The organism is Variovorax sp. YR216 (assembly GCF_900107745.1).
Classification (GTDB): domain Bacteria; phylum Pseudomonadota; class Gammaproteobacteria; order Burkholderiales; family Burkholderiaceae_C; genus Variovorax.
In genome coordinates this window covers 731,058-755,835 of sequence record NZ_FNRO01000002.1, presented here as the reverse complement: position 1 = coordinate 755,835, position 24,778 = coordinate 731,058, and the positions used below count along the sequence as shown (strand labels likewise).

The window sequence follows — 24,778 nt, the reverse complement described above, 5'->3', positions numbered from 1 at the left end:
GTCGGTCGGGTCTGGGGGAGGTCGCGCACAGTGGCGCTGCTCGGAATAACCCGAGTCTAACCGATCCGTAATTATTAATTCAAACCCAAAATTTGGGTTACAGTCCTAACCATGTCAGCCGCCACCCTCACCCCTCGTGCGCTCTACGAAGAAGTCGCCGAGCTCCTTCGCCAGCGCATCTTCAAACGAGAGCTCGAACCGGGAAGCTGGATCGACGAACTCAAGCTGGCCGAGGAATACGGCATCAGCCGCACGCCCTTGCGCGAGGCACTGAAGGTCCTGGCGGCCGAAGGCCTGGTAACGATGAAGGTCCGCCGCGGCGCCTATGTCACCGAGGTCTCGGACAAGGACCTGGCCGACGTCTATCACCTGCTGAGCCTGCTGGAGAGCGACGCCGCCGGCGTGGTCGCCGAGCGCGCCACCGAGGCCGAACTGAACGAACTCGAGGCGCTCCATGCCGAGCTCGAAACCGCGGCACGGCCGGGCCATGTGGACCGCGAGAACTTCTTCGCGATCAACGAGCGCTTCCACATGCGCCTGCTCGCGATCGCCAACAACCGCTGGCGCGACCAGGTGGTGGCCGACCTGCGCAAGGTGATGAAGCTCAATCGCCACAACTCCCTGCTCAAGTCGGGGCGCATCAGCGAGTCGCTGAAGGAGCACCGCGCGGTCATGGCCGCCATCAAGGAACGCGATTCGGCGAGCGCGATGGCCCGCATGCAGCAGCACTTCCGCAACGGCCTCGAAGCCGCGGGCTGACCGCGATCAGCCGGCCTCGGGGGCGGCGATCCCCATCTCGGCGTTGATCTGCTGCACGGTTTCGAGCAGGCGCGGCGCGATGCGTCCGACCATCGCCTCCCTGGGCAGCAGATAGGCCGGCCCCCCGCAGCTCACCGCGTAGCGTTCGCCGCGCGGCCCGCGAAGCGCGAAGCCCAGCGCATGAATGTGCGGGTGCCATTCCCCGAACGAAGCGCAGTACCCCAGCCGCGCGTGCTCTTCGATGCCGGCCATGATCCGCGGCTCCAGTTCGGCCCAGTTTTCGCCGCTCGCAAGCCTGATCTGGCCGAGCAGGTCGTCTCGCTCTGCTGGAGGCAGCGCCGCGAGATACGCGCGCCCCGCTGCCGAAGTCGCGATCGTCATGCGCGAACCGACTTCGATGCGCGAGGTGATGAGTGCCGTGCGCGGCCGGATCGAATCGATGATGAGCATGTCGAGTTCATCGCGCACCCCCACGTGAACGCTGGCACCCGCGAACTCGGCCAAGGCGGTGAGGTGCGGCCGCGCCAGTGAACGCAGATCGAAGTGCCGCAGGTACCGGGTGCTCATGTCGAGCAGCGCCGGGCCGAGAGTGAAGCGCTCGGTATCGGCCGACTGCCTCAGATAGCCATTGGCCACCAGCGTTGCGGCGAGCCGCGAAACAGTGGCCTTGGGGATGCCCGTTGCATCGGCCAGGTCACGGTTGCTGAGCGGACCGGCCGCGTCGCCGACGACCTTGAGCAGGGCCAGCCCCCGCGCCAATGCGGTCACTTCGTCCTTCGCGGAACCGCCCACAGGATCGGTCATTGGCATTGGCACACCCATCTTTCAAAACGATGTTTCATATTTTCTCAAAAAGTCGTTGACGCAGGTCAAGTGTTCGCTATTATTTCAAAACACTGTTCCATAAAATCATCATGACGAGACAAGCAACTCCCACATCCCGTCGCGGGTTCCTCCTGACGGGCACCCTGATGGCCGCAGGCCTGGGCATCGGATTCAACGCCGCCGCCCAGGATTTTCCGAAGGGGCCCGTGAAGATCATCATTCCCTTCGCGCCTGGCGGACCGACCGACACCGTCGGCCGACTGATCGCCCAGAAATTGCAGGAGATGTGGGGCCAGCCGGTGCTCGTCGACTACAAGCCCGGCGCAGGCACCGCGATCGGCGTCGACTTCGTCGCCAAGGCACCGCCGGACGGCCTGACCATCGGGATGGTGAACTCCTCCTTTGCCGTGAATCCGTCCCTGCGCAAGACGCTGCCCTACGACACCGTCAAGGACCTCCAGGGCATCACGCAGATCGCAAACCTGCAACTGGCCATCGTCGCCCGCCCGGATGCGCCCTTCAACACGCTGGCGGAGCTCATCGCCTACGCCAAAAAGAACCCCGGCAAGCTGACCTACGGCACCCCGGGGGCCGGGAGCACGACCCACCTCGGCGCCGAATTGCTCAAGCGCGAAGCGGGCTTCGACATGCTCCACTCGCCCTTCAAGGGAAGCGCTCCCGCGCACACGGAACTCATGGGCGGGCGCATCGACATCGTGGTCGACCCGTTCCTGTCCGTCCTCCCGTTCGTGAAGGCCGGGCGCATGAAGATGATCGCGACGATGGGCCCGAAGCGCGTCGAAGGGTTCAACTATCCGACGGTCGCGGAGACGATCCCCGGCTTCAACGTCAACGCACTGCTGGGCTTCGTCGCGCCCCACGGAACGCCGCGCACCATCGTCCAGAAGATCCAGCAGGACACCGAAAAAGTGTTGCGCAACCCCGAGATGCGAAAGCGCATCGAGGAACAGGGCATGGAGGTCGTCGCTTCCACGCCCCAGCAGTTCGACGCCTTCGTGCAATCCGAAATGACCCGTTGGGCGCGCGTCATCAATGAAGCCGGCATCCAGTCCGAGTGAGCGCTCTCAACGATCCAATCCTCCGCAAACCATGTCCCTCCTGCTCAAACCCCTCCATCCAGTCTTCGTCGCCGAGGCCAGCGGCATCGACATCACGCGCCCACTTTCCGACACGGAGGTGCGGCAGATCAACGCAGCCATGAACGAATACGCCGTGCTCGTCTGGCGCGGCCAGGCGCTCACCGGCCAGCAGCAGATCGACTTCGCCAAGTCCTTCGGCCCGCTGGATCTCGGCCTCAAGAAGGTGTTCAAGCGGCAGGAACGACTCGACGACGAGCGCCTGATCGACATCTCCAATGTCGACGCGCAAGGCAATGTCGCGCGACGCGATTCGCCCAAGAACCTCTCGAACTTCGCCAATCAGCTCTGGCACAGCGACAGTTCGTTCCAGAACCCACGCGCCGCCTATTCGATGCTGCATGCGCTCGTTCTTCCGAGTTGGGGCGGCACCACGGAATTCGCCGACCTGCGCGCGGCGTACGACACCCTGCCCGAGCGCACCCGGGCCGAGGTCGAAGGCCTCAGCGCAGAACATTTCGCGCTGCACACGCGCATCCTGCTGGGCGACGATGCCTATACCGACGATCAGAAGAAGACCATCCCGCCCGCGGTGTGGCCGCTGGTGCAGACGCATCCGGGCTCAGGGCGCAAGCTGCTCTTCGTCGGCGTGCATGCGCGGGAGATCATCGGCTGGCCGATCGCGGAAGGCCGCATGTACCTGCAGGACCTGCTGGAACACGCCACGCAGCGCGAACATGTCTACCGCCACGAATGGCAGGTGCACGACCTCGTGATGTGGGACAACCGCAGCACGCTCCACCGCGGACGGCGCTACGACATCAGCGAGCGGCGCGAACTTCGCCGCACCACGATCGAAGACGTGCCCGAGGCACACCTCATGGCGGCCTGATCGGAACCGCGCGCCTCAGGCCGCCTGCGCGGCTGGCTCGCGCGCGATCGCCATGACTTCGTGCGGCGCGTGCGACTTGAGCCGATGATCGCTCCACACCTGTCGCCAGCGGCGTGCACCGGGAAGGCCATTGCGAAGCCCGAGCATGTGGCGCGCGATGTTCGACCACGGGGTCCCGTGCTCGGAGGCTTCGCGGACCATGTAGTCGCACATCTGCTCTTCGATTTCTTCGCGCGTGAGCGTGGAAGGCGCCTCGCCGAAGAAGGCTGCATCCCACTGCGCGAGCCACCAGGGGTTGTGATAGGCCTCGCGCCCGATCATCACGCCATCGAGAAGGCGCAGGTGCGCGTACATTTCGGCGTTGTCGTTCAGCCCGCCGTTGATCGAAATCCGCAGCGCCGGAAACTCGTGCTTCAGCCGATGCACGATCTCGTAGCGAAGCGGCGGCACTTCACGGTTCTGCTTCGGCGACAGGCCCTTGAGCCACGCATTGCGCGCGTGGACGATGAAGGTGTCGCACCCCGCCTCGCTCACCTTGCCAATGAAGTCGCGCACGAATTCGTAGCTCTCGACCTTGTCGATGCCGATGCGGTGCTTGACCGTGACCGGCACATCCACCGCATCGACCATCGCCTTCACGCAGTCGGCGACGAGGTCCGGCTCGTTCATCAGGCAGGCACCGAAGGCGCCACGCTGGACCCGTTCACTCGGGCAGCCGCAGTTGATGTTGATCTCGTCGTAGCCCCATTCCTGCCCCAGCTTCGCGCACTGCGCGAGATCCGCGGGCTCGCTGCCGCCGAGCTGCAGGGCGACCGGATGCTCTTCGGTGTTGAAGCGCAGATGGCGCGGAACGTCGCCATGGATCAGCGCGCCCGTCGTCACCATCTCGGTGTAGAGCAGCGCGCGGCGCGTGAGGAGGCGATGGAAGTAGCGGCAGTGGCGGTCCGTCCAGTCCATCATCGGCGCCACGCTCACACGCATCGCGGCGAGCGGTTGATTGGGTTGATCCTTGTCGATCATCGGGAAACTCGAAAACGCTTTGTTCCCCGCATTGTCCCAGCCCGGAGCCGGCCCTCGCCGGCATCGGCCTTCAGTGCACCGTCGACCAGACGGTGGCGCGGCACCTCGGTTGATCGGCCGGCGGCAGGAAGTTGCAGTTCTCCAGCGCGCGCCGCTGCATGTCGCTCAGCCTCGGCTGGTTGCGGCGTGGAGGCGGCGGCTGGTGCCAGTTCGGCGGTGGAGGCTGGTGCCAGTTCTGGCCCGGCCCGCGACGCACCCAGCGCCTTCCCTGGCCACGCTGCCAGCCGCGATCCCACATGCAGCGCTCGAAGTTGTGGCTCCGGCTGCAGAAATGCAGGTCGCGATCGAACTGCGGGCTGTTGTGCCACTGGGCCATCGCCGTCCCGGAGCCCGTCAGGCCGGCGAGGGCCAGCACGGCCGCTGTGATCAGTTTCTTCATGGTCGTGGATTCTGCGCCCGAGGCGTTCAGACCTCGTGAAGTTCGGTGTTGTTGATGATCAGCTTCAAAAAGTAGTAGGCGAAGAAAGGCGTGGCGAGCCCGAAGGTGATCACGATCAGGATGGCCCAGATCAGTGCCTGCACGAAGATGTCGCCGAAGCTCAACGTGTTCACGAACTTGTACTTGGCCATTGAGATGCCCTTCAGGATGGAGTTGCCGGAAAGTACCTCAGTCAACGCATGGAGGCGTCGACTCCCTACGCCTTGACAAATCTCGGATCGAGTTGCCGGCCATTGAGCAACGGCGCGAGATTCGATGGCGGCTGGTAGGCCGCGAACTGCGCGAGATACGCCTGCACGCTCGGATGGAACAGCGCATTCGCCGGGAGCACGCGCGGCGCATGCGGCCGGACGTCGAAGGGCGGGTCGCGATACGGGGTATGGATCGGACCGAAGGTGAAGGGGTCGGTCGCCTTGTATTGCGGCGACATCGCGACGCCGCTGCCCTGCAGGCGCGCGACCATCCAGTCGAACGACAGGGTCGCCAGGTCCCAGGTCGGGTAGCCGCCACCGACGTCGGCATGCGCGCCGGCGAACCATCGCTGCTGGATGCCGTCACGGTCGTCCCACAAGGTCGGCTCGAAGTCGCTGCGCTGCTCGTCGATCGCGAGCGCATGGAAGCCCGATTTCACCTTGACCGACAACGCCCGGTCCGCGAATTCGAAGATGTCCACCTTCGAGGCATCGGCCAGGTCGTAGGTCGGTACGCCGAGCGCGCCGACGGTGTCCCAGACGGCGACGGCCTCGATGCCGACGTTCTGCATCAGCCGGTTCAGGTCGATCGTCTCGGACTTGAATTCTTCCAGGTAGCCGAGCAGCGTGCTCTGCTTGCCCATCAGCCTGCGATAGCGCGCCCACACGAAGATGCCGAGCCTGTAGGCCTTCTCGGGGTCGTAGGCGCCGTCGTCGCCGCGCATCGCGTCCTGCGGCAGCAAGCCCATCTTGGCGATCATCCCGGCCAGTGCCCGCACCGTATAGGCACCGCGGCTGAAGCCGACCAGGTAGATGCGGTCGTCCGGCGCGTAGTTGCGCGAGATGAACGTATAGCCGCGCACGATGCGCTCGATGAAGCCCTCGCCGAAGACACCGCCGAGGATCTTGCGGATGACGTTCTGCGAATCGCCGACGCCGTGCAGGTACTTGGCGATCTGCGTGACCTTGGCGTCCGGACCGGCGGCGACCTTCTCCTGCTCGTCCTGCTTGCGCAGCGAATCGGCGGTGACGTCACCGTCGAGCGCGGCGAACAGGCGCAGCACGTTGGTGGCATCGGCCTGCACCTCCTGGCCATCGCCCTGTCCCAGTCCATTCCATGTGCCGTCGGCGCAGAAGATGATGTTCTTCGACACGAGGCGCCCCCTTTCGTCCTGAATGCGCCGCCGCCGGCGCACACGCAGTGTGGCCGCGTCGCCCGCGGCGAGCCATGCGCCATTCGCTGTATGCCGGCCGGCGCCCTGCACGCAGGCGACAGAAGTGCTAAGGTGCCGGGCCCTCGGGTTAACCCCTAAAAGAACCGAAAGAGCCCGTCTTGCCGCACACCCACGCACCCGCCCCCGCCGGACTCTCCACCGGCCTCACGCTTCTGTTCGCCGTGGCATGCGGCCTCTGCGTCGCCAACATCTACTTCGCGCAACCGCTGATCGGGCCGATCGCCGCGACGCTGCAACTCCATGCGGGCCTTGCGGGGCTGATCATGACCCTGACACAGCTGGGCTACGGCACCGGCCTGCTGCTGCTGGTGCCGCTCGCCGACGTGGTGGAGAACCGCCGGCTGATCATCTTCGCGATGACCGGCGCGGTGCTGGGGCTGGTGGGGATCGCGCTGTCGAATTCCGCGGCAACCTTTCTCGCCGCGTCCTTCCTGGTCGGGACCTGCGCGGTGGCTGCGCAAGTGCTGGTTCCGCTGGCCTCGCATCTGGTGCCCGAAGCGACGCGGGGCAAGGTGGTCGGCAACATCATGGCGGGGCTGCTGGCCGGCATCATGCTCGCGCGGCCTTTCTCCAGCGTCGTGGCTTCGGCGCTCGGGTGGCGCGCGGTGTTCGCGATCTCCGCGGTGCTGATTGCCCTTCTCGCCCTCGTGCTCTGGCGGGCGCTGCCGCAGCGCCGGCCGCACGCGTCGTTCGGCTATGCACGCACGATGGCATCGCTGCCGGGCATCGTCTGGCGCACGCCGCTGCTCCGGCGCCGGGCCTTCTACCAGGGGATGATGTTCGCGGGCTTCCAGGCGTTCTGGACCGCGGTGCCGCTGGCGCTCGCGCACGAGTTCGGCATGGGACAAGCCGGCATCGCGCTCTTCGCGCTGGCGGGTGCGGCCGGCGCGCTTGCCGCGCCATGGGCCGGCCGCCTGGCGGATCGGGGCCTGACGCGGCCGGCGACCGGCTGGGCCATGACCGCCGCGCTGCTGTCCTTCGCGCTGGGCGCCGTCGGCGTGCATTTCAGGTCGCTGACCGCATTGGTCGCGGCCGGCGTCCTGCTCGATGGTGCCGTGCAGCTCTGCAATGTGCTCAGCCTGCGCAGCCTCTACGTGCTCGCACCCGAGCTGCGAGGGCGGCTCAACGGGCTCTTTCTCACTTTCATCTTTCTGTGCGCGGCGGTGGCCTCCGGGCTGGCAGCGGCCGTCTATGCCTTCCATGGCTGGAACGGGCTGAGCCTGCTGGGAGGCGGCTTCGCGGTGGTCGCGCTGTTGTTTTATGCAACGGAGTTCCGCCGGAATGCCCTTTTGCCAGCCACATCGGAGCGGCTCCCGGGATAATCAGGGTTAACCCTAGTTAGCCCGACCGAATGACCGCCCCCGCCGAGACGCCGCCCACCCCTTCTTCCCGCACGCCCATCGCCCTGCTGGCGCTCGCCGCCGCGGCCTTCGCGATCGGCACCAGCGAATTCGTCGTGATGGGGCTCTTGCCCGACATGGCGCTCGACCTCGGCGTCACGCTTTCGCAGGCGGGCTTGCTGGTCACCGGCTACGCCATGGGCGTGGTCGTCGGCGCGCCGATCTTCGCGGTGGCAACCGCCAGGTTGCCCCGCAAGGCCACGCTGATTGCGCTGGCCTCGCTGTTCGTGCTGGGCAATCTGCTGTGCGCGCTGGCGCCGAACTATGGGCTGCTGATGGCCGCGCGCGTGGTCACCGCCCTCGCCCACGGCACTTTCTTCGGCATCGGCTCGGTCGTCGCCGCCGGGCTGGTCGCGCCCAACAAGCGCGCGCAGGCCATCGCGCTGATGTTCACCGGCCTCACGCTCGCCAACGTGCTGGGCGTGCCGCTCGGACGCATCATCGGCGAGCACTACGGTTGGCGCATGACCTTCGCGGCCATCGTGCTGATCGCACTGGCGGCGGTCGTCTCGCTGGTTGCACTGCTGCCGCGGCACATCGAGATGCAGAAGGGCAACATCCTGAGCGAATTCGCCGTGCTGGCGGACGGCCGCGTGCTGCTGGCGCTCGCGACCAGCGCACTGGCCTCGGCGAGCCTCTTCGTCGTCTTCACCTACATCGCGCCGCTGCTCACGCAGGTGAGCGGCTTCTCGACGGCGGCGGTTGCACCGATCCTGCTTCTGCTCGGCGTCGGACTCACTATCGGCAGCACCGTCGGCGGACGGCTCGGCGACCGCCGACTCGTGCCTTCCTTGCTGCTGGTGCTGGGACTCAACGCGCTGGTGCTCGCGCTGATGCACTTCGTGCTGCCGATGCGCGCAACGACGGTCGTGATGATGCTGCTGTGGACCACGCTGTCCTTCGCGCTCGTACCGCTCCTGCAGACGCTCATCGTCCAGCATGCGAGCGCCGCGCCCAATCTCGCCTCCACCTTGAACCAGGGCGCCTTCAACTTCGGCAATGCGACCGGCGCCTGGATCGGCAGCGGCATGCTCGCGGCCGGCACGCCGCTGGCGGATCTGCCGTGGGCAGGCGCCGCCATCACGCTCTGCGCGCTGGCCCTGGCCGCATGGAGCAGCCGCCTGGGCGACCGCTCGCCTTCCCTGCAAGCCGCCTGACGCCGACGATCGAGTCTTTGGTACATCCCTGCTTGCTCGTGCTAGGGAAGTCACCAATCAATCGGTGCATCTGAGTATCGATAGAGGCAATCCGAGTACCAAGCCCGCAATTCGCAGTCTCCAGAATCCGGTCACGGCGACCCGCCGTCGTCGCGAACCCAAGGAGACAAACATGAAGCGTTTTCTGAAGGCGGGCCTGGCGCTCGCGATTGCGGGCACGGGCTTGGCGCATGCCGCCACCGAACTGGTCATCGCGACCGTGAACAACGGCCACATGATCGAGATGCAGAAGCTCACCAAGTTCTTCGAGCAGGCCAATCCCGACATCAAGCTCAAATGGGTCACGCTGGAGGAAGGCACGTTGCGCCAGCGCGTGACGACCGATATCGCCACCAAGGGCGGTCAGTTCGACGTGATGACCATCGGCATGTACGAAACGCCGATCTGGGCCAAGAAGGGATGGCTGGTTCCGATCGCCACCGACGCCGCCTATGACGTCGACGACCTGCTGCCGGCGATGCGCAACGGCCTCTCCGCCGACGGCAAGCTCTATGCCGCGCCGTTCTATGGCGAAAGCTCGATGCTCATGTACCGCAAGGACCTCGCGGACAAGGTCGGCTTCCAGATGCCCGAGCAGCCCACCTGGACTCAGGTGAAAGAGCTCGCCGGCAAGATCCACGACCCGAAGAATGGTGTCTACGGCATCTGCCTGCGCGGCAAGCCGGGCTGGGGCGACAACATGGCGCTGCTGACCACCATGGTCAACACCAACGGCGGCCAGTGGTTCGACATGAGCTGGAAGCCGCAGATCGACAGCAAGCCCTGGCATGACGCGATCAGCTTCTACGTGGACCTGATGAAGGCCTACGGCCCGCCCGGCGCATCGGCCAACAGCTTCAACGAGAACCTCGCGCTCTTCAACGAGGGCAAGTGCGGCATGTGGGTGGATGCGACCATCGCGGCCTCTTTCGTGAGCGACCCGAAGCAGTCGAAGGTGGCCGACAAGGTCGCGTTCGCGCAGGCGCCGACCGCCGTGACGCCGAAGGGCGCGAACTGGCTCTGGGCCTGGGCGCTCGCGATTCCGGCCGGCTCGCAGAAAGTCGATGCGGCACAGACCTTCATCAAGTGGGCGACATCGAAGGACTACATCAAGCTGGTTGCGAAGGAAGAGGGCTGGGGCTCGGTGCCGACCGGCACGCGCAAGTCGACCTACGCCACGCCGGAGTTCATCAAGGCCGCGCGTTTCGCCGAAGCCGAGAAGAAGGCCATCGACACCGCCAACCCGAACGACAGCACGCTGCCCAAGTCGCCGTACGTCGGCGTGCAATACGCGGCGATTCCGGAGTTCCAGGCCATCGGCGTTGCGGTCGGCCAGCAGATGAGCGCGGCGCTCTCGGGCAAGGTCACGGTCGACCAGGCGCTGAAGACCTCTCAGACCACCGCAGAGCGCGAGATGAAGAAGGCCGGGTACTACAAGTAACCCCCCAGGCTCCGCGCATTTCATGTCGCTCCTCCACCCCCCTGCTGGGGGCGCAGCCAGCGGACCGGCGAAGCCGGTTCCGCGGCAGCTCCCGACCGAGCCAAGGGACTCGTCCATGAACCGCCTGCTGCCTCGCGCGTTGATGGCGCCAGCCGTCGCGGTCCTCGTGCTGTGGATGCTCGCGCCGCTGTTGATGTCGATCTACTTTTCGTTCGTCAACTACAACCTGATGCAGCCCGGCGAGCGCACGTTCAACGGGATCGAGAACTTCCACTACTTCGTCACCGACCCGGACTTCTGGCCCGCGGTGTGGAACACGCTGGTGCTGATCGGCAGCGTGATCGTCATCACGGTGGTGCTCGGCGTCGCGCTCGCGCTGCTGGTCAACGAGCCCTTCCCGGGGCGCGGCATCGTGCGGGTGCTGCTGATCTCGCCGTTCTTCGTCATGCCCACGGTGAACGCGCTGCTGTGGAAGCACATGATGATGAACCCGATCTACGGGGTCCTCGCCGACGTGTGGCGCACGTTCGGCGCGGAGCCGGTGGACTGGCTCACCGACCTGCCGCTCTTCTCCGTGATCATCATGGTCGCGTGGCAGTGGCTGCCCTTCGCCTGCCTGATCTTCATCACCTCGCTGCAGTCGCTCGACCGCGAGCAGATGGAAGCCGCGCGCATGGATGGTGCGACCGCCGTCCAGCGCTTCGGCTATCTCACGCTGCCGCACCTCGCGCGGCCGATGGCGGTGGTGATCATGATCGAGATGATCTTCCTGCTCTCCGTGTTCGCCGAGATCGCGATCACCACCGCCGGCGGCCCCGGCAACGAGAGCACGAACCTCACGTACATGATCTTCAAGCAGTCGCTGATGAACTTCGACGTGGGCGTGGCCTCCGCAGGCGCGCTGTTCGCGGTGGTGCTGGCCAACATCGTGGCGGCCTTCCTGATCCGCATCATCGGCAAGAACCTCGATTGAAGGGACGGACGCCATGGACGAAAGCCGCCTCCCCCTGATCCTGCGCACCGTCGGCGCGTGGATCGTCACCCTGCTGCTGTTCTTCCCGCTCGGCTGGCTGGTGCTGACCTCGTTCAAGACCGAGCTGCAGGCGATCCACGTGCCGCCGCTCTTCTTCTTCGAGCCCACACTCGACAACTTCACCGAGGTACAGCGCCGCAGCGACTATCTGCTGTTCGCGAAGAACTCGCTGATCACGAGCATCGGCTCCACGATCGTCGGCCTCGCGATCGCCGCGCCGGCCGCGTACTCGATGGCCTTCTTCCGCACGAAGCGCACGCGCGACATCCTGATGTGGATGCTCTCCACCAAGATGATGCCGGCCGTCGGCGCGCTGGTGCCGATCTACGTGATCGCGCAGACCGCGGGCCTCCTCGACACGCGCACCGCGCTCACCGTGGTCTTCACGCTGTCGAACCTGCCGATCATGGTGTGGATGCTCTACACGAGCTACAAGGACATCCCGCCCGAGATCCTCGAAGCCGCGCGCATGGACGGTGCGAACCTGTGGACCGAGTTCCGGCACGTGGTGCTGCCGCTGTCGGTGGGCGGGCTCGCCTCCACCGGCCTGCTGTGCCTGATCCTGAGCTGGAACGAGGCCTTCTGGGCGCTCAACCTCAGCTCCGCCAAGGCCGGAACGCTGGCGACCATGATCGCCTCGTATTCGAGCCCTGAAGGCCTCTTCTGGGCCAAGCTCTCGGCTGCCTCGGTGATGGCGATCGCGCCGATCGTGGTATTCGGATGGTTCAGTCAGAAGCAACTCGTCCAAGGCCTCACCTTCGGCGCAGTGAAGTAACGAATCAGAGAGGACATGAAGATGGCCTACCTCCAACTCGACAACATCCAGAAGAGCTTCGGCGACACGCACGTCATCAAGGGCGTGAACCTGGAGATCGACAAAGGCGAATTCATCGTCTTCGTCGGTCCCTCGGGCTGCGGCAAGTCGACCTTGCTGCGGCTGATCGCGGGGCTCGAATCGATCACCAGCGGCAAGCTCCTGCTCGACGGCAAGGACATCACGCACACGCCCTCGGGCAAGCGCGATCTCGCGATGGTGTTCCAGAGCTATGCGCTCTATCCGCACATGAGCGTGTACGACAACATGTCCTTCGCACTCAAGCTCGCGAAGGTGTCGAAGGACGTGATCAAGAGCAAGGTGGAGTACGCGGCAAAGACGCTCAATCTCACGCAGTACCTGGGCCGCACGCCGAAGGAGCTTTCCGGCGGCCAGCGGCAGCGGGTCGCAATCGGCCGCGCGATCGTGCGGGCGCCCAAGGTGTTCCTTTTCGACGAGCCGCTTTCCAACCTCGACGCGGCGCTGCGCGGCAACACGCGCGTGGAGATCCACAAGCTGCACCGCGCGCTCGGCGCGACCAGCATCTACGTCACGCACGACCAGGTCGAGGCGATGACGCTGGCCGATCGCGTCGTGGTGCTGCGCGACGGGCTCATCGAGCAGGTCGGCACGCCGATGGAGCTCTACGACCACCCGGCGAACCAGTTCGTCGCGCAGTTCATCGGCATGCCATCGATGAACATGGTGCAGGCGACCGCGATTCCGAGCTTCTCGGCGCTCACTGGCGGGCGGCTGCCTTCAGACGGCTTCCTCGGCGTGCGACCCGAGCAGTTGCACGTGCACCGCAACGGCCATGGCGGTGGCGCGTTGGCACAGGTCGATCTCATCGAGGCGCTCGGCGCGGACACGCTGATCCACGTCAGCGTCGATGGCGTTCCGCTGATCGCACGGCAGAACGAGCGCACCGCGCTCCAGCCCGGCGATGCGGTCAGCGTCGAACTCGACCCATCGGTGCTCCACTTCTTCAATCGCGACGGCCGTGCCGTCGCCGCCTGAGTCGCAGCAATGGCCCACCCTGCTTCGTCTGAATCCGTGGTGCTCCACCTCGGACTCGGCTCCTTTCATCGCGCGCACCAGGCCGTCTACCTGCAAGCGCTCATCGATGCCGGCGACACGCGCTGGTCGCTCGCGGGCGCGAACCTGCGGACCGACATGGCCGAGGTCGAATCCGCACTCATCCGGCAAGGCGGCCGCTACACGCTCGAAACCGTGTCGCCGGCCGGCGAGTACCGCTACCAGCGCATCGAATCGATACGCGAGGTGCTGCCCTTCGACCCCACGCTCGCGGCCGTGATCACGCGCGGCGCCGATCCGCGCACACGGGTGATCTCGTTCACCGTGACCGAGGCGGGCTACTACCTCGACCCGACGGACCGGCTCGACTTCGGCGCGGCCGATCTCGCCGCCGATCTCGATCGCGCACGACGCGGAGAAGCCGGTACCACGATCTACGGCGCTGTCTGCGCGATCCTGCGCGCACGGCGCACGGCCAACGGCGGCGCAGTGACGCTGTTGAACTGCGACAACCTGCGACACAACGGCGAGCGCTTCCGCAAGGGGCTGCTCGCCTTCATCGAGAAGACCGGCGACAGACGACTACTGGAGTGGGTGTGCACCCAGACGACCTGCCCCAACGCGATGGTCGACCGCATCACGCCCAGGCCGCCGCCCGAACTGCGGCAGCGCGTGCTGCAGGCCACCGGCTGGGACGACGCCGCGCCAGTCACGGGTGAGAGCTTCATCCAGTGGGTGATCGAGGACGACTTCGCCAACGGCCGGCCCGACTGGGGCCGCGTCGGCGTTCAACTGGTCGAGTCGGTCGCGCCGTACGAGGAGGCGAAGATCCGCATCCTCAACGCCACGCACAGTTGCATCGCATGGGCCGGCACGCTTGCGGGCTTCCAGTACATCCACGAAGGCACGCACGATGCGCAGATCCGCCGCATGGCCTTCGACTATGTGACGGACGATGTGATCCCCTGCCTGCATTCGCCGGACCGCCCGAGCCCGGTCGACCTGCCGGCGTACCGTGACGTGGTGCTCGAACGCTTCGGCAATCCGGCGATCCGCGACACGAACCAGCGGGTGGCGATGGATGGCTTCTCGAAGATCCCCGGCTTCATCGCGCCGACGGTGCGCGAGCGGCTCTCGCGCAACGAAAGCATCGGCAGCGTTGCGATGCTGCCGGCGCTGTTCCTCGCCTTTCTGCAACGCTGGCACCAGGGCGTGCTGCCGTACGTCTATCAGGACCAGGGGATGGACGAAGCCGCGGCACATGCGATCTGCGGTTCGGCCGACCCGGTCGCGGCGCTGGCCGCCAACCGCACGCTGTGGGGCGATACCGCCAACGACGCGCGACTGATCGAGGCACTGCAGAAGGCGTTTGAGCGGGTCCAGGACTTCATCAAGGGGCGCACGTCATGACCGGCCGTCTCGCGCAACGCCATGTGCTGATCACCGGTGCCGGCGGCGGCATCGGGCTCGCGATCGCCGCGGCCTGCCTCGCCGAAGGCGCGCGCTGCACGCTGTCGGACCTCTCGGCAAAGCCCTCAGAAGGCGTGGAGCAACTGCGCCGCAAGCATCCGGAGGCGCTCGCCTATGTCGAGACCGACGTCACGCAGGCGCCTTCGGTCGGCGGCATGCTTTTCGCGGCACGCGCGGCACATGGGCCGATCCACACGCTGATCAACAACGCCGCGATCTTCGACATGGCGCCGCTGCTGCAAAGCGACGAAGCCTCGTTCGATCGCCTCTTCTCGGTCAACGTCAAAGGCATGTTCTTCGTGATGCAGCGCGTGCTGCAGCACATGATCGACGAGGGTGTGCAGGGTGGCTCGGTGATCAACATGGCTTCTCAGGCCGGCCGGCGGGGCGAGGCGCTGGTGTCGCACTACTGCGCGACCAAGGCGGCGGTCATCAGCTACACGCAGAGCGCCGCGCTCGCGATGGCGCCGCACGGCATCCGCGTGAACGCGATCTCGCCCGGCGTGGTCGATACGCCGATGTGGAACCATGTCGATTCGCTCTTCGCGAAGTACCAGAACCTCCAGCCCGGTGAAAAGAAGCGGCAGGTGGGCCTCGAAGTCCCCCTCGGGCGCATGGGCTTGCCTGATGACATTGCGAGCGCCGCCGTCTTCCTCGCCAGCGACGAGGCGCGCTACATCACCGCACAGACACTCAACGTCGACGGTGGTAACGTGATGAGCTGATGAAGGTCCTGCCAGGGAACGTTCCATGACATCGGCGCGCCAACGTCACCTGCCCCGCCACCGCGAGCCCGAGCTGGAGCGCGAGATCACGCGCTCGCCCTCGCTCGGCTACGAAGCGCCGGAGGAATCCGGCCTCGTGCGGTGCCTTGCGCATGGCATTCCGAGCCCGCTCGTGCGCTGGCACTTCCATGAAGAGTACGAGCTGCACCTCATCACCGAAACCTCCGGCCGGGCCTTCGTCGGCGACTGGATCGGCCCCTTCCAGCCCGGCCATCTGGTGCTGTGCGGGCCCCGGCTGCCGCACAACTGGTTGTCCCTCGATGCGCCCGAAGGTGGCGTGGCCGAGCGCGACCGGGTCATCCAGTTCCGGCACGAGCCGATCGAGAGCGCGGCATCGGACATCCCCGAGCTGCGCGAAGTCCTGCAACTGCTGGAGCGCTCGCGCCACGGCATCGAGTTCTTCGGCATCGCGGACCGCGCACTCGAACACTGGGAAGCGGTCAAGGCCGCGCATGGATTGCAACGCCTCGCGCGCTTCCTCGAATACCTGGCCGAGCTGGTGAAGTGCACCGACTACCGGCTCCTCTCCAACGTGCAGATGCAGGGCGTGGAGGGCGATGCCGAGGTCGATCAGATCAACGTGATCGTGAACCGCATCACGTCGAACCTCGCAGAGCCGATCGTGATGTCCGACATCGCCACCGAACTGGGCATGAGCGAAAGCCGCTTCAGCCGGTTCTTCAAGCGGTCGACCGGCAACAGCTTCACCGACTTCGTGAACCGCGTGCGCATCAACAGCGCCTGCCATCTGCTGATGCAGACCGACCACTACGTGACGGACATCTGCTACCAGGTCGGCTTCAACAACGTCGCCAACTTCAACCGGCGCTTCCTCGAAATCAAGGGCATGACACCAACCGAGTTCCGCCGGCAGAGCGACAGCCGCTATAGCAACCACGCCTGAAGGATCGCCGTGTACCTCGGGCTCGATCTCGGCACCTCGGAGCTGAAGGCGCTGCTGCTGGCCGACGACCACCGCATCGTGGCGCTCGCCCGCGCGCCGCTCGCGGTGAGCCGGCCGCATCCCCTGTGGTCGGAGCAGTTGCCCGCGCAATGGTGGGAAGCCCTGGAAGCCGCGATGGCGGCATTGCGGCGCAGCAATGCGGATGCGCTTTCGGCGGTGCGCGCCATCGGCCTTTCCGGGCAGATGCACGGCGCGGTCGCGCTCGATGCGAGCGGGCAGGTGCTGCGCCCCGCGATCCTCTGGAACGATGGCCGCAGCGCCGGGCAATGCGATGAATTGGCCGCGCTCGTGCCGCATCTCACCGACATCACCGGCAATCTCGCCATGCCAGGCTTCACCGCGCCCAAGCTGCTGTGGATGCGGGCGCACGAGCCGGAGTTGTTCGTGCGCACGGCCTCGGTGCTGCTGCCCAAGGATTGGCTGCGGTTCATGCTCAGCGGCACGCGTGCGAGCGACATGTCCGACGCTTCGGGCACGCTGTGGCTCGACGTCGCGGCGCGCGACTGGTCGGACGAGATCCTCGCCGCGTGCGGACTCGGCCGCAGGCACATGCCCGAATTGGTCGAAGGCAGCGCCGTCGCAGGCCGGCTCAAGCCGGAACTGGCGGCGCGCTGGGGACTGCCCGCCAGCATCCCGATCGCCGGAGGCGGCGGCGACAACGCGGCGAGCGCGGTCGGCATGGGCCTGGTGTCGGCTGGGCAAGGCTTCGTGTCCCTCGGCACTTCGGGCGTGATCTTCGTCTGCGGCGACCGCTTCGCGCCCGATCCGGCGCGGGCGGTGCATGCCTTCTGCCATGCGCTGCCGGGGCGGTGGCACCAGATGTCGGTGATGCTGTCGGCATCGAGCGCGGTGAGCTGGGCCGCGCGCAGCTTCGGCCTGGGCAACGAAGCCGCGCTGCTCGCCGCGGCGGCGACCGTCAGTACGGACGGCCGGCGACGGGCGCCCTTCTTTCTTCCCTACCTGTCGGGCGAACGCTCGCCGCACAACGACGCGAACGCGCAGGGCGTGCTGTTCGGCCTCACGCATGCGCACGGGCCGGCGGAGATTGCCTATGCGGTGGTCGAAGGCGTGAGCTTCGGACTTCGCGATGGGCTGGACACGCTCCAGAAGCCCACCGGCGACCTGATGCTGGTCGGCGGCGGTGCGCGCAGCGCTTGGTGGGCGCAACTGCTCGCCGACATCCTCCAGGTGCCGCTCGCAGTGTGCGAAGGCGGCGAAGCCGGCGGTGCGCTGGGCGCGGCGCGGCTCGCGTGGCTGGCGGATGGCGGCCAGGAGGCGGATGTGTGCCTTCAACCGCCCGTGCGGCAACGCTTCGAACCGAACATTTCGCTGCCGGACATGTTCGCCGCGCGGCACCTGCGCTTCAAGTCGCTGTACGCCGCGCTGCGCTCCAGCTTTGACCCAGCGGGCGCCTGAGCTTCAGAGATCACCCATCGGCCCGAACGAGGTGCGAAGCCCCGCGTAGTCGGTCGGCCCGCTGCTTTCGGGCGGGTTGCCGGTCGCCGACAGCCAGGCGGCGATGCTCGGAAGGCGGCGATCGAAATAGAGCTGCAAGTGCATCCAGTTGCCGGTGTTGGTATGGCCCTCGGTCTTTTCGAGCGCCTCGACCGCGATCGTGCGAAGGCTGCTCACCATCGCGAGCGATCGGCCGTCCAGCAGTTGCAGAGTCACCTCGCGGCCCTGCATGAGGACTTCCTGAAGAATGCGGCGATGCACGCTGTAGTCTTCCCAGCTGCGCTTGATGCAGGCGTCGTTGAGTTCGCGGAAGACCCAGTGCATGTGGCTGGCGAACATCGCGGCAACCTGCCCGGCCTGCCGCAGGCTCTGGCGGGACGCCGTCACCTGCAGCCGCACGGCCCAGAGGATGGCCACCAGCACCCCGAAGGTCTGCACCCACGCGGCCCATTCGCCCGAGGTCGCGGGCCGGAAGATCCAGCCCACCACGATCAGGCATCCGATAGCGGCCCCGATCGCCGCGCCTCCAAGTTTCCGCATGCTTCCCCCCGGGATCGACGGCTTCCCGCTCAGCTTCGCGGGCCGTCCTTGCCGAACAGTTTCCGGATCGCGGCGACACCCGCGACCAGGGCGTTGGAATAGGTGACGTACGGGTCGGTCGCGGCCTCGATCGGCAGATAAGGCAGCGCGTCATCCATCTCGTAGTCGGTGGCTTCCAGCAACACCCAGTAGAACTCGCCCTCTTCGAGTTCTTGAACGGTCAGCGCGATATTTCGCAATTGCGACATGGGGTTAGGCACGGGTCTTCGTTGGACACCCGATGCTAGTCAACTCGTTCAAACAACGCCTACGCACAATTTCACGATTAGACACAAATGTCACCATTAGATTTACTTTTGGCAAGTCCGAATACCCCGAGGGCGAAGGGATGTTCGGCTGCAGGGCCCGGTCACCAAACTTTCCTACAGCTCTTGACGTGCGCCGAACCTAGGCTCAGTCTTGTCCCATCCACCATCAGGAGGAGACATGAAGCACTTCAATCTCGATCCTCACATGACCGCCGTCGTCGGAGGCGCCTTCTACCCGAGCGGTCACTCCATGGTGATGTTTCCTGATGCGCAGGACGCCAACCGCATCGGCCACCAGCTCCTGGACAACGGCTTCAGCGGCGACGAGATCTACCTGATCCCGCCGCACGTGATCATCGAGCAGATCACGCCCACGATCCGCGACGACGCCAACCCGCTGCCTTCCGCCGGCACGGATGCGGCCACGGTCCGCGCCTTCACCAAGCTCGCGCGGGAAGGCCACACCGCCCTGCTCGTGCGCACCCGCAACGAAGAGGCGGCGAACAGGCTCATGACCTTCGTGCGGACGGTGCCCTACTCGATCGCGCAGCGCTACCGCACGCTCGTGATCGAGGACCTCTAGGCAGCGTGCGAGATCACCGCACGCGCCATCGCCTGAGCCAGTTCGTCCTCGCCCAGCAGCACGGTGGCTGACACCTCCTGCGCGAGCAGGCGGGCCTCGTCCTCGTTGTGGCTGCGGATGACCGTCTCGATGGCCGGATTGAGCGTGCGCGCCGCCTCGATCATCTGACGCACGTTGATCGCATCCGCCGTCGCCACCACCAGCACGCGCGCCCGGGCAATGTGGGCCTGGATCAGCACACCCGGCTCCGCCGCATCACCCCACACCGCCGCCATGCCCTCGGCCCGCAGCTTTTCGACCAGCTCGCGGTTCTGCTCGGCGACGACGAAGGGAATGTCGTGTGCGGACAGCGTCGCGGCGATGCGCCGGCCGACCCGCCCGTAGCCGACCAGCACGACCTGCCTGGAGAGGTACTTCGCGGCCGTGCTCATCGGCAGCTCGGCGAGCGGATCGTCGCGCGCCTCGAGCCCGCGCGCGAACGACGAATGCGCGTGCAGCCATTTCTGGATGGGCGCGATCAGACTGAACCACAGCGGGTTGGTGGCGATGGAAATCAGCCCCGCCGCGAGCAGCAGGCTCTGTCCCTCGACCGGCAGCAGGCCCAGCCTTCCACCGAGCGAAGCCAGGATGAACGAGAACTCGCCGATCTGCGCGAGGCTCGCACTCACCGTGAGCGCGGTGCCAAGCGGATAGCGGAACAGCAACACCAGCGCGCACGCCGCTACCGACTTGCCCACGACGATCACCAGCACCACCGCCAGCACCTGCAGCGGCCGTTCAACCAGCACCATCGGGTTGAACAACATGCCCACCGAGACGAAGAACAGCACCGCGAAGGCATCCCGCAGCGGCAGCGATTCCTGCGCGGCGCGATGGCTGAACTCGGACTCGCGCATCACCATCCCCGCGAAGAAAGCGCCTAGCGCAAAGGACACGCCGAAGAGCGCGGCCGCCGAGAACGCGATGCCCACCGCCGCCGCCACGACGCAAAGCGTGAAGAGCTCGCGCGACCCGGTGCGCGTCACCTGCCACAGCACCCACGGGAACAAGCGCCGCCCCACCACCAGCATGAGCGCGACGAAGCCCCCGACCTGCAGCAACGTGAGACCCAGCGTCTGCCAGATCGGCTCGGTCCGTTGCCCGGGGTCGACCCCGACCAGGGCGTTCGCGAGCGGCGGCATCAGCACCAGCACGAGGACCATCGCGAGGTCTTCCACCACCAGCCAGCCCACCGCGATGCGGCCGGTCAACGAATCGAGGATGCCGAGGCTTTCCAGTGCGCGCAGCAGCACCACCGTGCTCGCGACCGACAGCGACAGGCCGAAGACCAGCGCGGCGCCGAGGTTCCAGTCCCACCACGTCGCGAGCGCGCCGCCGAGCACCGTCGCCACCGCGATCTGCACCAGTGCGCCGGGCACCGCGATCTTGCGCACCGCGAGCAGGTCGTCGAGCGAGAAGTGGAGCCCGACGCCGAACATCAGCAGCATCACCCCGATCTCGGCAAGCTGGGCCGCGATACCCGCATCGGCCACGAACCCGGGCGTGAACGGCCCGATGATGACTCCGGCGAGGAGATAGCCGACCAGCGCCGGCAACCGCAGCCGCACCGCCAGGAAGCCAAGCAGCAGCGCCAGCCCGAGGCCGGCGGCGAGGGTGTTGATCAGTGAAACGCTGTGGGGCATCGCCTTGCATTCTGCAGAGCGATGCTTTTGCCCCGGATTCAGGTGGCCATTTTTCCGTCGCGGGCGTTCACGAGTTCTTCCGGCTCCTGTGCCTCCTCCCAGGTCTCGTTGTTGAGGCCAGCCTTGAGCCGCTCCATGTCGAGCTCGTCCGTCCACTTGGCGACCACGAGGGTCGCAACGCCATTGCCAATCAGGTTGGTGAGTGCTCTTGCCTCGGACATGAAGCGGTCGATGCCCAAAATCAGTGCAAGGCCAGCGACCGGCACATGGCCCACCGCCGAGAGCGTCGCCGCGAGCACGATGAAGCCGCTGCCGGTGACGCCTGCCGCGCCTTTCGAGGTCAGCAGCAGCACCCCGATCAGCGTCACCTCCTGCATCAGCGTCATCGGCGTGTTGGTCGCCTGCGCGATGAAAACAGCCGCCATCGTCAGATAAATCGAAGTGCCGTCGAGGTTGAAGGAGTAGCCCGTCGGGATCACCAGCCCGACAGTCGTCTTGTTGGCGCCGAGGTTCTCCATCTTCTCCATCATCCTCGGCAGCACCGACTCGGAAGACGAGGTGCCGAGCACGATGAGCAGCTCTTCCTTGATGTACTTGATGAACTTCCAGATGCTGAAGCCGTGAAAACGCGCGATCAGCCCGAGCACCACGAAGATGAACAGCAGGCAGGTCAGATAGAAAGTGCCCATCAGCTTGCCGAGTTGGAACAGCGAGCCGATGCCATACTTGCCGATCGTGAAGGCCATCGCGCCGAATGCCCCGATGGGCGCGAGCTTCATGATGTAGTTGATGATCACGAAGAGCACGTGCGAGCCCTTCTCGATGATGTCGAACACCAGCGTGCCACGCCCGCCAAAACGGTGCAGGGCGAAGCCGAACAGCACGGCGATCAGCAGCACCTGCAGGATCTCGCCCTTGGCGAAGGCGTCGACCACGGTGTTGGGGATGATGTGCATCAGGAAGTCGACCGTGCCTTCCATCTTGCCCGGGCCGGTGTAGGCCGCGAGCGCCCGCGTGTCGAGCGAGGCCGGGTCGATGTTCATGCCCGCGCCGGGCTTGAACACGTTGACCAGCACCAGCCCCACGACCAGCGCGATGCTGCTCACGATCTCGAAGTACAGCAGCGCGAGGCCGCCGGTCTTGCCGACCTTCTTCATGTCCTCCATGCCCGCGATGCCGACCACAACGGTGCAGAAGATGATCGGGGCGATCAGCATCTTGATCAGCTTGATGAAGGCGTCGCCCAACGGCTTCATGGATTCGCCGACCGACGGGAAGAAGTGCCCGAGGAGCACGCCGACGATCACGGCCGTGATCACCTGTGCGTAGAGGGATCTATAGATCGGAGGCTTCTTGCGAGCCGGTGCTTCGGGGGTCATGAAGGAACTCCTTGATTGCGTGTTGTGGATCGGCGCGACTGCTGCGCGCTTGCCCATAGTCTGGCTCCTGCCCTCCCAACAAAAAAGACCCGCCAGGGCGGGTCTTCGTTTCATCGAGGCTGCGCACCTCCTCAGTGCATGTGCAATCCGCCGTTCACGGAGAAGTCCGCGCCGGTGGAATAGCCGCCGTCCTCGGATGCGAGCCACGCGATGATCGAGGCGATCTCGCCCGGTTCGCCCAATCGCTTGACCGGAATGGTGCCGACGATCTTGTCGAGCACTTCCTGGCGGATCGCCTTCACCATGTCGGTGCCGATGTAGCCTGGGCTCACCGTGTTGACCGTCACGCCCTTGCCGGCGAGTTCCTGCGCCAGGGCCATCGTGAAGCCGTGCATGCCGGCCTTGGCGGCCGAGTAGTTGGTCTGGCCGGCCTGGCCCTTCGCACCGTTGACCGAGCTGATGTTGATGATGCGGCCCCAGCCCTTTTCCACCATGTCGCCGACGACCTGCTTGGTCACGTTGAACATGCTGTTGAGGTTGGTCTCGATGACGGCGCTCCAGTCCTCGGGGGTCATCTTCACGAACATGCGATCGCGCGTGATGCCCGCGTTGTTGACCAGCACGTCGATGGGCCCGTGCTCTGCCTTGGCCTTGGTGAAGGCTTCGACCGTGGATTGCCAGTCCCCGACGTTGCCGACCGACGCGTGGAAGTCGAAGCCTTCGGCTTTCTGCTCAGCGAGCCACTTGGCGTGGTCCCGGGTCGGACCACATCCGGCGATGACGGTGAACCCGTCCTTGTGAAGGCGTTGGCAAATGGCTGTTCCGATGCCTCCCATGCCTCCGGTGACGTATGCGACTTTCTTGCTCATGAGTGTTCCTTATAGGTGAAGCCTGAACAGGCGTTGGTCACTTTATCGAAGTTTCTCACCAACTTCGCGTCAGGAAAACACTGACCCCTCAATGCAACCGGGTGTCACAACCGATCCATATACTGATTTGATGTCTTCCATCGCGTTGATCGATATCGCCAAGTCTTGGGGCGACAGCACCGCGCTGCACGCCGTGAACCTGCAGATCGAACCCGGGTCGTTCTGCGTGCTGCTCGGCCCCTCGGGCTGCGGCAAGTCGACCACCCTGCGCATCGTGGCCGGGCTCGAGACGGCCACGGCCGGCCGGGTGCTGATCGATGGGCGCGATGTCACCACGCTCCCGCCCGCGCAGCGCGGCATTGCGATGGTCTTCCAGAACTACGCGCTGTTTCCGCACCTCAGCGTGGCGGACAACATCACCTTCGGCTTGTCGGTGCGCAAGGTGCCCGCCGCCGAAACCGCGCTTCGCCTGAGAAACGCGGCCGATCTGCTCGGCCTTGGCGCCCTGCTCGAACGCAAGCCCGGGCAGCTTTCCGGCGGCCAGCAGCAACGCGTTGCGCTCGGCCGCGCGTTGGTCGCGCAGGCCAAGGTCTGCCTCATGGACGAGCCGCTTTCCAACCTGGACGCGCAATTGCGCCAGGACATGCGGCGCGAACTGCGCGAGCTGCAGCGACAACTGGGCCTCACCGTCGTGTACGTCACCCACGACCAGGCCGAGGCGATGAGCATGGCCGACCAGGTCGTGCTGCTGCACCAGGGCCGCGTCGAGCAGGCCGGGATGCCGCGCGACCTGTATGCCAGGCCGGCGACGACTTTCTCGGCGCGCTTCATCGGCACGCCGCCGATGAACCTGGTCGCGCTCGAAAGCAGCCGCATCGCCGGCAGCGACGCCGACACCGGCCTGCAGGCGGCCACGCTCGGGGTGCGGCCCGAAGCGATCGCGCTCGATCCACAGGGCATCCCTGCCACGGTGCAGAGCGTGGAATACCTCGGCGCCGACCTCGTCCTCGCCTGCCGGATCGGCACGCAGAGCCTGCTGGTGCGGGTGGACGGCCGGCACCACGCCGACGCCGGCGATCACGTGGGCCTGCGCTGGGCCCGGGAAGATGCCCACGGCTTCGACGCCGCGGGACAGCGACTATGACACTCGCCCCCAGCCTCGCCCACTTCGTGTGGCTCGGGCACCCCCTCTCCGGGGGCAATCCCAGCGGCCCGGCAAAGCCGGTTCCGCGGGATTCCTGGCCATGGCTGCACCGGATTCATACGCTGCGTTTCCAACGAATCGCCGAGAAGCACTGATTTAGTT

Annotated in this window: 25 protein-coding genes; 15 read left to right on the top strand and 10 right to left on the bottom strand. The window is 66.0% G+C overall.

The window, feature by feature from the left end; translation table 11 throughout:
* Window positions 1–111 precede the first annotated feature (111 nt).
* Complete coding sequence (locus tag BLW05_RS08560; protein WP_093161748.1) at window positions 112–759, top strand: GntR family transcriptional regulator; 648 nt, start codon at window positions 112–114, stop codon at window positions 757–759.
* A 6-nt stretch (window positions 760–765) separates the two neighbouring features.
* On the opposite strand, the gene BLW05_RS08555 is transcribed toward BLW05_RS08560, so the two are convergent.
* Window positions 766–1,563 carry an IclR family transcriptional regulator gene (locus BLW05_RS08555; protein WP_093161747.1) on the bottom strand — a complete coding sequence of 266 codons (798 nt, stop codon included), beginning with the start codon at window positions 1,561–1,563 and terminating at the stop codon, window positions 766–768.
* 110 nt (window positions 1,564–1,673) lie between these two features.
* On the opposite strand from BLW05_RS08555, the gene BLW05_RS08550 reads away from it, so the two are divergent.
* Both BLW05_RS08550 and BLW05_RS08545 read left to right on the top strand, forming a co-directional pair.
* Window positions 1,674–2,663, top strand: a complete 990-nt coding sequence (locus tag BLW05_RS08550) for a tripartite tricarboxylate transporter substrate binding protein (RefSeq protein WP_256330114.1) — start codon at window positions 1,674–1,676, stop codon at window positions 2,661–2,663.
* Between the two features lie 31 nt (window positions 2,664–2,694).
* Complete coding sequence (locus BLW05_RS08545; RefSeq protein ID WP_093161745.1) at window positions 2,695–3,573, top strand: TauD/TfdA dioxygenase family protein; 879 nt, start codon at window positions 2,695–2,697, stop codon at window positions 3,571–3,573.
* Window positions 3,574–3,588: 15 nt separating this feature from the next.
* Here the strand turns inward: BLW05_RS08545 and dusA are convergent, their stop codons facing one another.
* The 4 genes from dusA to BLW05_RS08530 form a co-directional block, all read right to left on the bottom strand.
* Window positions 3,589–4,593, bottom strand: coding sequence for a tRNA dihydrouridine(20/20a) synthase DusA (dusA, locus tag BLW05_RS08540; RefSeq protein ID WP_093161743.1), 1,005 nt, complete (start codon window positions 4,591–4,593; stop codon window positions 3,589–3,591).
* 70 nt (window positions 4,594–4,663) lie between these two features.
* Window positions 4,664–5,032, bottom strand: a complete 369-nt coding sequence (locus BLW05_RS08535; RefSeq protein WP_093161742.1) for a hypothetical protein — start codon at window positions 5,030–5,032, stop codon at window positions 4,664–4,666.
* Between the two features lie 26 nt (window positions 5,033–5,058).
* Complete coding sequence (locus BLW05_RS35895; protein ID WP_177142594.1) at window positions 5,059–5,223, bottom strand: DUF6693 family protein; 165 nt, start codon at window positions 5,221–5,223, stop codon at window positions 5,059–5,061.
* Window positions 5,224–5,288: 65 nt separating this feature from the next.
* Window positions 5,289–6,437 (bottom strand): DUF2235 domain-containing protein, encoded by a 1,149-nt coding sequence (locus BLW05_RS08530; RefSeq protein WP_177142593.1) that lies wholly within the window; start codon window positions 6,435–6,437, stop codon window positions 5,289–5,291.
* Between the two features lie 179 nt (window positions 6,438–6,616).
* On the opposite strand from BLW05_RS08530, the gene BLW05_RS08525 reads away from it, so the two are divergent.
* The 10 genes from BLW05_RS08525 (at window position 6,617) to xylB (ending at window position 18,072) form a co-directional block, all read left to right on the top strand.
* Window positions 6,617–7,840, top strand: a complete 1,224-nt coding sequence (locus tag BLW05_RS08525) for an MFS transporter (RefSeq protein WP_093162142.1) — start codon at window positions 6,617–6,619, stop codon at window positions 7,838–7,840.
* Between the two features lie 29 nt (window positions 7,841–7,869).
* On the top strand, window positions 7,870–9,075 hold the full coding sequence (locus BLW05_RS08520; RefSeq protein WP_093161740.1) for an MFS transporter: 1,206 nt from the start codon (window positions 7,870–7,872) through the stop codon (window positions 9,073–9,075).
* A 172-nt stretch (window positions 9,076–9,247) separates the two neighbouring features.
* On the top strand, window positions 9,248–10,555 hold the full coding sequence (locus tag BLW05_RS08515) for an ABC transporter substrate-binding protein (protein ID WP_093161739.1): 1,308 nt from the start codon (window positions 9,248–9,250) through the stop codon (window positions 10,553–10,555).
* 115 nt (window positions 10,556–10,670) lie between these two features.
* A complete protein-coding gene (locus BLW05_RS08510) occupies window positions 10,671–11,528 on the top strand; it encodes a carbohydrate ABC transporter permease (protein WP_093161738.1) in 858 nt (285 codons plus the stop codon).
* Window positions 11,529–11,541: 13 nt separating this feature from the next.
* The gene (locus BLW05_RS08505) at window positions 11,542–12,363 is read left to right on the top strand and encodes a carbohydrate ABC transporter permease (protein WP_093161737.1); all 822 of its coding nucleotides are present in this window, start codon (window positions 11,542–11,544) and stop codon (window positions 12,361–12,363) included.
* Window positions 12,364–12,384: 21 nt separating this feature from the next.
* On the top strand, window positions 12,385–13,419 hold the full coding sequence (locus tag BLW05_RS08500; protein WP_093162141.1) for an ABC transporter ATP-binding protein: 1,035 nt from the start codon (window positions 12,385–12,387) through the stop codon (window positions 13,417–13,419).
* Window positions 13,420–13,428: 9 nt separating this feature from the next.
* Window positions 13,429–14,847 (top strand): D-arabinitol 4-dehydrogenase, encoded by a 1,419-nt coding sequence (gene dalD, locus BLW05_RS08495; protein WP_177142592.1) that lies wholly within the window; start codon window positions 13,429–13,431, stop codon window positions 14,845–14,847.
* Window positions 14,844–15,632, top strand: coding sequence for an L-iditol 2-dehydrogenase (locus BLW05_RS08490; RefSeq protein ID WP_093161736.1), 789 nt, complete (start codon window positions 14,844–14,846; stop codon window positions 15,630–15,632). Before dalD ends, BLW05_RS08490 begins: the two co-directional genes overlap by 4 nt.
* Window positions 15,633–15,657: 25 nt before the next feature.
* Complete coding sequence (locus BLW05_RS08485; protein ID WP_093161733.1) at window positions 15,658–16,596, top strand: AraC family transcriptional regulator; 939 nt, start codon at window positions 15,658–15,660, stop codon at window positions 16,594–16,596.
* Window positions 16,597–16,605: 9 nt separating this feature from the next.
* Window positions 16,606–18,072 (top strand): xylulokinase, encoded by a 1,467-nt coding sequence (gene xylB / locus BLW05_RS08480; protein ID WP_093161732.1) that lies wholly within the window; start codon window positions 16,606–16,608, stop codon window positions 18,070–18,072.
* Window positions 18,073–18,075: 3 nt separating this feature from the next.
* Here the strand turns inward: xylB and BLW05_RS08475 are convergent, their stop codons facing one another.
* Window positions 18,076–18,651, bottom strand: coding sequence for a hypothetical protein (locus BLW05_RS08475; RefSeq protein ID WP_093161731.1), 576 nt, complete (start codon window positions 18,649–18,651; stop codon window positions 18,076–18,078).
* Window positions 18,652–18,680: 29 nt separating this feature from the next.
* Entirely contained in the window at window positions 18,681–18,911 is a 231-nt protein-coding gene (locus tag BLW05_RS08470) for a hypothetical protein (protein WP_256330113.1), read from the bottom strand.
* Between the two features lie 226 nt (window positions 18,912–19,137).
* Between BLW05_RS08470 and BLW05_RS08465 the strand changes: the two genes are divergently transcribed.
* Window positions 19,138–19,542, top strand: a complete 405-nt coding sequence (locus tag BLW05_RS08465) for a hypothetical protein (RefSeq protein WP_093161729.1) — start codon at window positions 19,138–19,140, stop codon at window positions 19,540–19,542.
* Here the strand turns inward: BLW05_RS08465 and ybaL are convergent.
* The 3 genes from ybaL to phbB all read right to left on the bottom strand — a co-directional run bounded on the left by ybaL (window position 19,539) and on the right by phbB (window position 23,472).
* Complete coding sequence (gene ybaL, locus BLW05_RS08460; protein ID WP_093161728.1) at window positions 19,539–21,224, bottom strand: cation:proton antiporter domain-containing protein; 1,686 nt, start codon at window positions 21,222–21,224, stop codon at window positions 19,539–19,541. The genes BLW05_RS08465 and ybaL overlap by 4 nt on opposite strands.
* A gap of 38 nt (window positions 21,225–21,262) precedes the next feature.
* On the bottom strand, window positions 21,263–22,603 hold the full coding sequence (locus BLW05_RS08455) for a dicarboxylate/amino acid:cation symporter (RefSeq protein WP_093162138.1): 1,341 nt from the start codon (window positions 22,601–22,603) through the stop codon (window positions 21,263–21,265).
* A 131-nt stretch (window positions 22,604–22,734) separates the two neighbouring features.
* On the bottom strand, window positions 22,735–23,472 hold the full coding sequence (gene phbB / locus BLW05_RS08450) for an acetoacetyl-CoA reductase (protein ID WP_093161727.1): 738 nt from the start codon (window positions 23,470–23,472) through the stop codon (window positions 22,735–22,737).
* Window positions 23,473–23,602: 130 nt separating this feature from the next.
* Between phbB and BLW05_RS08445 the strand changes: the two genes are divergently transcribed.
* A complete protein-coding gene (locus BLW05_RS08445) occupies window positions 23,603–24,616 on the top strand; it encodes an ABC transporter ATP-binding protein (RefSeq protein ID WP_093161726.1) in 1,014 nt (337 codons plus the stop codon).
* The last annotated feature ends 162 nt before the right edge of the window (window positions 24,617–24,778 follow it).